The organism is uncultured Kiloniella sp., from assembly GCF_937128705.1.
Taxonomy (GTDB): Bacteria; Pseudomonadota; Alphaproteobacteria; order Kiloniellales; family Kiloniellaceae; genus Kiloniella.
Window position 1 is genome coordinate 1 of sequence record NZ_CAKZMP010000075.1, and the last position, 8865, is coordinate 8865.

General features: G+C 44.9%; 8 protein-coding genes. All 8 read left to right on the top strand.

Translation table 11 applies throughout. The features are described from left to right. Positions 1 to 65: 65 nt before the first annotated feature. The 8 genes from rpoZ to parC all read left to right on the top strand — a co-directional run bounded on the left by rpoZ (position 66) and on the right by parC (position 8864). Entirely contained in the window at positions 66 to 440 is a 375-nt protein-coding gene (gene rpoZ / locus Q0241_RS04405) for a DNA-directed RNA polymerase subunit omega (protein ID WP_299373725.1), read from the top strand. A 120-nt stretch (positions 441 to 560) separates the two neighbouring features. After that, positions 561 to 2708 carry a bifunctional (p)ppGpp synthetase/guanosine-3',5'-bis(diphosphate) 3'-pyrophosphohydrolase gene (locus Q0241_RS04410; protein ID WP_299373727.1) on the top strand — a complete coding sequence of 716 codons (2148 nt, stop codon included), beginning with the start codon at positions 561 to 563 and terminating at the stop codon, positions 2706 to 2708. Between the two features lie 43 nt (positions 2709 to 2751). Continuing rightward, entirely contained in the window at positions 2752 to 3159 is a 408-nt protein-coding gene (gene acpS / locus Q0241_RS04415; RefSeq protein WP_299373728.1) for a holo-ACP synthase, read from the top strand. Between the two features lie 65 nt (positions 3160 to 3224). Then, entirely contained in the window at positions 3225 to 4004 is a 780-nt protein-coding gene (gene lepB, locus Q0241_RS04420) for a signal peptidase I (RefSeq protein ID WP_299373730.1), read from the top strand. Then, on the top strand, positions 3991 to 4707 hold the full coding sequence (rnc, locus tag Q0241_RS04425) for a ribonuclease III (protein ID WP_299373732.1): 717 nt from the start codon (positions 3991 to 3993) through the stop codon (positions 4705 to 4707). Before lepB ends, rnc begins: the two co-directional genes overlap by 14 nt. Positions 4708 to 4772: 65 nt before the next feature. Further along, complete coding sequence (era, locus tag Q0241_RS04430; protein WP_299373740.1) at positions 4773 to 5663, top strand: GTPase Era; 891 nt, start codon at positions 4773 to 4775, stop codon at positions 5661 to 5663. Positions 5664 to 5762: 99 nt separating this feature from the next. After that, positions 5763 to 6476, top strand: a complete 714-nt coding sequence (gene recO / locus Q0241_RS04435) for a DNA repair protein RecO (protein ID WP_299373734.1) — start codon at positions 5763 to 5765, stop codon at positions 6474 to 6476. 135 nt (positions 6477 to 6611) lie between these two features. After that, the gene (gene parC / locus Q0241_RS04440) at positions 6612 to 8864 is read left to right on the top strand and encodes a DNA topoisomerase IV subunit A (RefSeq protein ID WP_299373737.1); all 2253 of its coding nucleotides are present in this window, start codon (positions 6612 to 6614) and stop codon (positions 8862 to 8864) included. Position 8865 lies beyond the last annotated feature (1 nt).

Sequence of the window (8865 nt, forward strand, 5' to 3'; positions counted from 1 at the left end):
TTCATATATTGCACCGATTCAATACCCTGTTGAAGGGTTAACTACGACTACTGGAGTTATCATCTATGGCACGCGTTACCGTCGAAGATTGTGTAGAAAAAGTTCCTAATCGCTTTGAACTTGTTATGCTTTCAGCCCAGCGCGCACGGGAAATCGTATCTGGCGCTCCACTTACTGTAGAGCGGGATAACGATAAAAACGCCGTTGTTTCTCTTCGCGAAATCGCTGAAGAGACTATCAGCCTTGATGCTGTGAAGGCTTCTTTGGTTCAAGGTCTTCAAAAACAAGCAGCATTTTCTGAAGTTGATGAAGATGAGCCTGAGTTTGATGCGATTGGCCCCGAAGCCCTTATCGCTGCCGATGCTGGCGAACAGTTTGCAAACGCTGATGGTATGTCTGTTGAAGATACACCAACCGAATTGGCTAAAGATTCTGAGTAACTAAACTCGGTTTAGCAAATAATTCTAAGAATATAGCCTTCCAGAGCTTGGCCTACGCCTTTTCAAGGCGTATCATTTTCTGGAAGGCTATATTTTTGTATAAGGGCTGTTTGATCCACCATGATCCGTCAGTTTGAGTTGGTTGAGCGCGTTAAGTCTTATGATCATGACGCAGATGAAGATGCTATAAACAGAGCATACGTTTTTGCGACCAAATATCATGGGTCGCAAAAACGGGCATCAGGAGATCCGTACTTTTCGCACCCGGTCGAGGTCGCGGGTATCCTTACAGATCTAAAGCTGGATCATAATTCCATTATCACAGCCTTGTTGCACGATGTTGTCGAAGACACCGAAGCCAGTCTGGAAACTGTTGAAAAGGCTTTTGGCGCCCACATTGCCAGACTCGTTGATGGGGTCACAAAGCTTACCCGACTAGAGCTACAATCCGAAGAAAGTAAATACGCCGAGAACTTTCGCAAGCTTGTTCTGGCCATGTCTGATGACATCAGGGTGTTATTGGTAAAACTGGCGGACCGTTTGCATAATATGCAAACGCTTAAATACATCAAAAAAGAAGAAAAACGCCGCCGTATCGCCCGTGAAACTATGGATATCTATGCCCCCTTGGCCGAGCGTATCGGTATGCATAGATTTAAAGATAAACTAGAAGATCTTTCTTTTGCTGAACTTAACCCTGAAGCGCGTGAATCTATCGTTAAGCGTTTGGATTTCCTCAAAGGTGAGGATGATGATAATCTTGCCAAAAAGATCATTGATGAGCTTAACAAGGTAATTAAAGCTCAGGGAATTGAGGGTGAAGTTTTTGGTCGCCTCAAAGCACCTTATTCTATTTGGAAGAAGATGCAGCGCAAAGCTGTCACCTTTGAACAGCTTTCAGATATCATGGCATTCCGTCTTATCGTTAAAGATATGGCTAACTGCTATCAGGCTTTGGGGGTCATCCACGGTAGTTACCCCGTTGTTCCTGGCCGTTTTAAAGATTACATATCAACGCCCAAACCCAACGGTTACAAGTCGATCCATACCTGTGTGATTGGGCCTGAAAAACACAAAATTGAAATACAGATCCGCACGGCAGAAATGCATGATATTGCGGAAATGGGTGTCGCAGCTCACTGGTCTTACAAGCAGGGCGGCGAACACATGGAGGGGCGTCAATACCGCTGGCTTCGTGAACTTCTGGATATTTTGGATCACGCATCAAATCCAGAGGAGTTCCTGGAACATACCAAAATGGAAATGTTTCAGGATCAAGTTTTCTGCTTTACGCCGAAAGGGGCGCTGCTTTCCCTACCGAGTGGTTCAACCCCGATTGATTTTGCCTATGCCGTACATACCGAGGTTGGGAATACCTGTGTAGGGGCCAAGGTTAACGGCCGTATGGTACCTTTCAGATCCATCTTGCATAATGGTGATCAAGTTCAGATTTTAACATCCAAGAACCAGAAACCATCACCGGATTGGGAAAAGTTTGTTGTTTCAGGTAAGGCCAAAGCCTGTATCCGTCGATACATAAGACTTCAGGAACGTGATCAGTACAGTTCTCTCGGCCATCAAATGGTTCAAAAGGTCTTCCGGCAAGAAGGTTACGAGTTTACGGAAAAGGGCATTGAAGGCATTCTTGGCAAGTTCCATATGGATCAATCCGAAGATCTTTATGTCAGTGTCGGGCAAGGACATCACTCTGCCCGAGAAGTCCTGGTTGCGGTTTATCCCGGCGCTCGTGTTCTGCCGAAATCACCAAGCCCGGGATCACAGCGTAAGAAGCAAAAGACATCAGGCGCCAAAGACAATGGCCTCCCCATCAAGGGACTTATTCCGGGAATGGCCGTACATTATGCCCGTTGCTGTCATCCTCTACCCGGCGATCGCATAGTTGGAATCGTTACGACGGGCAAAGGCGTTACAATCCATACAATTGATTGTGATAATCTGGTCAATTATCAAGACACACCAGAAAGATGGATTGATGTTTCTTGGGATTCCATGGAGGTTGAAGGCCCGCAACACACGGCCCGACTTAAACTGATTGTTGCCAATGAACCCGGTTGCCTTGGTGGTCTATCCGTTGTTATTGGAAAAAATCAAGGGAATATCAGCAACTTAAAGATCGTTCATCGTTCTATGGATTTCTTTGAAATGATGATCGACGTCGAAGTAACGGATGTTAAACATCTTGCTGATATTACGGCTGCGCTTCGGGCTATGTCTGTCGTGAATTCAGTTGAGAGAGCCCGAAATTGACCTGCCTTTCTTCGTATCGTATCACTGAAGCCTTGGGGTCACGATGATATTGGGCATTGGAAATGATCTTGTAGATATTAGGCGGATTGAAAAATCTCTCGATAAATATGGGGATCGGTTTGTTAATCGGATTTTTACCGATGTAGAAAAGAAGAGGGCGGCATCTCGGCCAGATCCCGCAGCGACCTATGCAAAACGTTTTGCAGTAAAAGAAGCTTGTGCAAAAGCTCTTGGTACAGGTTTGTGGCGACAGGGCGTGCTCTTTACCGATATTGGTGTTACGAACAATTCCAGAGGTCAGCCAGCACTTGAACTCACTGGCGTGGCACGTGAACATTTAAATAATATTGTCCCACAGGGGATGACAGCACAACTACATGTGACTATATCTGACGATTATCCTCATGCGCAGGCTTTTGTAATTATCTCTGCTATTCCGGCGCATCGTTAAATCGGGGCATAGTTAAATAATTAGGTAAAGTACTTATTTTACCGAAGTAATAATGGAATTAACAAATGACGACTGGGTCAGAAGACGTGGAAAAAACAAAAGAAGACGAAGGTGTTGTCAAAACAGTTGTTTACGCACTGTTAATCGCTTTGACGGTACGAACTTTTTTGTTTGAACCTTTCAATATTCCTTCAAGCTCAATGAAACCGACGCTCTTAATCGGTGACTATCTTTTTGTTTCTAAATTTTCCTACGGCGTCAGTAAGTATTCCTTCCCCTTTGGTGCAAAAATATTTGGTGATAGTTTCGAAGGCCGCATTCTTGGCAGTGAGCCCGAGCGAGGCGATGTCATCGTTTTTCGGAAGCCAACAAACGTCAATATTGATTTTATTAAACGCCTTATTGGTCTGCCCGGTGACACAATTCAAGTGAAACAGGGACAACTCTATATTAATGATGAAGTTGTTCCACGAAAGCTTGTCAGAATTGGCGACGGTCGCGATGGAATTCCTCTTAAAGCTTATGAATATGAAGAAACGTTACCCAATGGTGTAAAGCATTTAATTTGGGAGAAAAGCGATACGGGGTATTTAGATAACTTTGGGCCTTACCTTGTACCAAATGGATATTATTTCTTTATGGGGGATAATCGTGACAATAGTACGGATAGCCGAGTATTAAATGAGGTTGGCCCTGTACCATATGAAAACCTTATTGGCCGGGCAGACATGCTATTCTTCTCACACCGCGGTGATGATGGTGGCGAAGATTACGGCGATTGGTGGGAAGTTTGGAAATGGCCCTCAATGATCAGATTTGGACGCATTTTTAATGGCATCAATTGAGGAAACCTTTATCCGTAATCTTGCTGTGGTAACGGATAGACTAGGGCATAACTTTAATCGACCAAATTTAGTCAAACAAGCCCTGACACATCCGAGTGCTTGTGGGCGTCATTTGATCGTCGCTGATAGCTATGAACGATTAGAGTTCCTGGGGGACCGAGTTCTGGGGCTTGTTATTGCAGATATGCTTTTGCGGAGTTTTCCAAAGGAAAGCGAAGGCTCTTTGGCAAAACGCTTTACCGCATTGGTTCGTAGAGAAGCCCTCGCGCTTGTTGCACAAAAGCTTGGTTTTGATAAGTTGATTGTCTTGGCAAAAGGCGAAGAAGAAAGTGGTGAACGGGAAAATCCGGCCCTTCAGGCGGATGTTTGTGAGGCTTTAATCGGTGCTCTGTATCTAGACGAGGGATATGCAGCGGCCCAGAGCTTTATTGAAAAGAACTGGAAACCACTTTTAAATCAGGATCTTTCCCCGCCACAAGATGCAAAATCAACCCTTCAGGAATGGGCTCAAGGCCGTGGGTTGCCGCTTCCAACCTATCAGGAAATTTCTCGTTCAGGGCCACCTCATGCGCCTCTTTTTAATATCCAAGTTTCCGTCAAAGGTCTTGATCCTGTTATTAAGCAAGGTAATTCCAAACGCAAAGGCGAGCAGGAAGCGGCAAATGAACTACTACGACTTATCAGTGAAAATGGCATCTCATAATGAGTAACAATCAAGAACCCCCTTCCGAAGTGAAAGATACACTTGGCTCTGACTTACCCCCTGATATGAGCTGTGGATTTATCGCGCTTATCGGGGCCCCTAATGCCGGAAAATCTACCCTGATGAACCGGATGGTCGGCGGAAAAGTCTCTATTGTGACCCACAAAGTCCAAACCACACGGTCACAAATTCGCGGAATCGCGATGCACAAAAATGCGCAACTTATTTTTGTTGATACACCTGGCATATTTGCACCGAAAAAACGCTTGGAGCGTGCCATGGTATCATCAGCTTGGCAGGGCGCAGGGGATGCAGAAATTGTGGTTGTTCTGCACGATGCCTCTAAAAAGAAAATTGGCGAAGATACACGCGCTATTATCGCCGGGCTGGAGAAGCAGGAACGTAAAGCAATTTTGGCGCTGAACAAAATTGATTCCATAAGGCCGGAAAAACTATTGGCTTTGGCGCAAGAGTTTATGGCCATGGGTGTTTTCTCGGAAATATTCATGATTTCTGCGCAAGAAGGTGATGGCGTAAACGACCTAATGGATCATTTGGCTGGTATTGTACCCGAAGGCATGTGGCTATACCCAGAGGATCAACTGTCAGATCACCCCATGAGATCTATTGCCGCAGAAATTACACGCGAAAAACTGTTCTTGAACCTTCATGATGAACTTCCTTATAATTTGACGGTCGAAACCGAGAATTGGGAAGAATTTGACGATGGTAGCGTCAAGATATCCCAGACAATTTATGTTCAACGTGAACAACATAAAGCAATGTGTCTGGGCAAGGGCGGTCGAACAATAAAGTTGATCCGGTCCAAGTCCCAACATGATTTACAAGAGACAATAGAGCGAAAAGTACATCTCTTTCTTTATGTAAAGGTGCGTGAAAAGTGGGCCGATGACCCGGAAAGATATCGGGAAATGGGGTTGGATTTTAACAGTTAAAATCTAACAAGATTTTTTTATTGTTCACTGTACTCTTTTCTAGATCTCTGATTTGAAAATGATTACAATGTTCACCTGTTGTTCTTTGAAAGTTGGGTGATGATACATTGGGAAGACGAGGGGATACTTCTTTCTGCGCGGCCCTTTGGTGAAAATGATCTGGTTGCACAGGTCTTAACCCGTCAGCACGGACGCCATGCTGGCTTGGTAAGGGGCGGGCAAAGTATCAAAAAACGCTCAACATATGAGCCGGGAAACCGCCTGCATGTTCGGTGGGGTGGGCGTTTAGCTGAACATTTAGGACATTATGATGGCGAAGTTCTGGATAATATTTCAGGTCGTCTTTTTGATGAGCCTGGGCGTCTTGCTGCTTTGTTATCTGCTGCCGCAATCTGCGAGCAAGCAGTTCCTGAACGCGAGGAAAATTCATCCTTTTATGAAGGTTTTCTCGTTCTTTTAGAGCATCTCGAAAGTGATTTTTGGGGCGAGATTTACGTTCGTTGGGAACTGGCTCAACTATCTGCATTGGGGTTTGGTATTGACCTTACTGCTTGTGCGGGTGGCGGTAATAATGATCAGCTTGCTTACATCAGTCCTAAATCTGGCCGAGCGGTATCTTTAGCAGCAGGAGAGCCATACAAAGATAAGCTTTTTCCGCTACCATTATTTTTGCTTGGGCAAGGCGGCGGCGGGACGACTGAAATTTCTCAAGGGCTCGAAATTGCAGGTCATTTCTTAGAACGTCACCTGTTTCATCCCCATGATAAATCACTACCGTCAGTGCGTGATCGTCTAGTTGAAAATTTTTTATAGCTTAGTTATTGTTTAAGTTTACTTCCTTTTCCCGTTAATTGATGATTTCTTTTTCTTAACAGCCCCTTATTCATTCAAACAAGTTGCTTCGATGGAACTGTTGGGTAAAATGACAGAAGAGTTTGTGAGGGGTATATGAGCAGTTCTTCAAATAGAGTTCCATCCCAGGAAATTCGGGATATTCGTTTCGTTGATGCACTTTCTGACCGTTATCTCAGTTATGCACTATCAACTATCATGTCCAGATCTTTGCCGGACGTTCGCGATGGTTTGAAGCCTGTCCATCGACGTCTTCTCTATGCCATGCGACAACTAAAACTTGATCCCGGATCAGGTTTTAAAAAGTCAGCCCGTGTTGTAGGGGATGTCATGGGTAAATTCCACCCCCATGGTGACCAATCGATCTATGACGCGCTTGTCAGATTGGCGCAGGAATTTTCACTTAGATTTCCCCTCATTGATGGTCAGGGTAACTTTGGTAATATTGACGGGGATAATGCCGCGGCAATGCGGTATACAGAAGCCCGTCTGACTGCTATTGCCGGTGAGCTTCTTAAGGACATTGATCAAGATACTGTTGATATGCGTCCGACATACGACGGTGAATCTGATGAACCCTGTATTTTACCGTCTGCTTTTCCCAATCTGTTAGCAAATGGGGCACAGGGGATTGCCGTGGGTATGGCAACATCTATCCCCCCACATAATGTTGGCGAAATATGTGACGCGCTTCTCTATATGATCAAGACCCCAAATGTTGGGTTTGATAAACTTATAGATTTTATACCCGGGCCAGATTTCCCCACGGGTGGTGTTATGGTTGAAGGACGCGATGCCGTTCTACAAGCCTACAGTACGGGTCGTGGGTCTTTCCGGGTTAGGGCTAAATGGGAAACCGAAGACCTCAAAGCTGGACAATATCAGATCATCATCACCGAAATCCCGTTTCAGGTTCAAAAGTCCAAACTTATCGAGAAGATTGCTGAGCTTATTAACAATAAAAAACTCTTTTTGCTCAATGATGTTCGCGATGAGTCCGCTGAAGATATTCGTGTTGTTCTTGAACCCAAAAGCCGTAATGTTGATCCTGTTGTCTTGATGGAATCTCTGTTTAAGCTGACTGAACTGGAAAGTCGGGCAAGTTTAAATATGAACGTTCTGGATGCAGATCAGGTTCCACGCGTTATGAATTTGCGTGAAGTCTTACAGGCATTCTTGGATCATCGACATGTCATTCTTGTCAGGGCAAGTAATTACCGTCTGGGTAAAATTGCGAACCGCCTTGAAATTCTCGAAGGTTATTTGATTGCCTACCTTAATCTGGATGAAGTTATCAAAATCATCCGAGAAGAAGATAAGCCGAAACAAGCCCTTATAAAACGCTTCTCACTTTCTGAGGTGCAAGCTGAGGCAATTCTCAACATGCGTTTGCGTGCCTTGAGAAAGCTTGAAGAAATTGCCATTAAGGGCGAACATGATGATCTGACGGCTGAAAAAGCTGATCTGGAAGATATTTTAGCCCGTGAAGAGCGCCGATGGGAAATCGTTGGCAATCAAATCAAAGACTTGCGTAAGGCCTATGGTCAGAAAACAGAACTTGGCAAACGTCGAACAGAAGTTACGGACGCGCCAACGGATGTTATTGTGCCGCTTGAAGCTGTGATAGAGAAAGAACCCCTGACGATCCTTTGCTCTGAAAAGGGGTGGATCCGCGCGCTAAAAGGTCATCAAGACGATACAAGTGATGCCAAATACAAAGAGGGCGATACTGGCCGTTTCTCTATACTTGCACAAACAACTGACAAGCTCCTTGTTTTTGCGACTAACGGACGTTTCTACACTTTAGGTGCCGACAAACTGCCAGGTGGCCGTGGTTTTGGTGAACCTCTAAGCCTTATTCTCGATCTACCAAATGATCAGGATATTGTCGATATTCTTGTTTATCGCCCAGGGCAAAAACTGTTACTGGCTTCCACAGATGGTAGGGGGTTCCAGATAAATGAAAGCGATGTCATTGCCCAAACACGGACGGGCAAACAAGTTCTAAATGTGGCCGATGGGGCAAGTGCTTTCATCTGTTATCAAATTGGTGAGCATGATGACATGGTGGCCGTCATTGGCGAGAACAGGAAGCTGCTGGTCTTCAAACTTGAAGAGCTACCAGAAATGGCAAGAGGTCGGGGGGTTATTCTCCAAAAATATAGAGACGGCGGTCTATCCGATATCAAAACCTTTAAAAATGGTTTGGAAAAAGGAGAGGGGCTAACCTGGTGTGATACGTCAGGGCGTACATGGACACGTAATGAAATAATTGATTGGCATGGACGTAGGGCAAGTGCAGGACGTTTGCCGCCGACTGGCTTCCCAAGAACAAACAAATTTAATTAAA

What these genes read in the sequence shown, in the direction of transcription:
- rnc (WP_299373732.1), top strand. Translation starts at nt 3,991, where the DNA reads ATGGCATCAATTGAGGAAACCTTTATCCGTAATCTTGCTGTGGTAACG.
- era (WP_299373740.1), top strand. Translation starts at nt 4,773, where the DNA reads ATGAGCTGTGGATTTATCGCGCTTATCGGGGCCCCTAATGCCGGAAAA.
- Q0241_RS04410 (WP_299373727.1), top strand. Translation starts at nt 561, where the DNA reads ATGATCCGTCAGTTTGAGTTGGTTGAGCGCGTTAAGTCTTATGATCAT.
- acpS (WP_299373728.1), top strand. Translation starts at nt 2,752, where the DNA reads ATGATATTGGGCATTGGAAATGATCTTGTAGATATTAGGCGGATTGAA.
- recO (WP_299373734.1), top strand. Translation starts at nt 5,763, where the DNA reads ATGATACATTGGGAAGACGAGGGGATACTTCTTTCTGCGCGGCCCTTT.
- lepB (WP_299373730.1), top strand. Translation starts at nt 3,225, where the DNA reads ATGACGACTGGGTCAGAAGACGTGGAAAAAACAAAAGAAGACGAAGGT.
- rpoZ (WP_299373725.1), top strand. Translation starts at nt 66, where the DNA reads ATGGCACGCGTTACCGTCGAAGATTGTGTAGAAAAAGTTCCTAATCGC.
- parC (WP_299373737.1), top strand. Translation starts at nt 6,612, where the DNA reads ATGAGCAGTTCTTCAAATAGAGTTCCATCCCAGGAAATTCGGGATATT.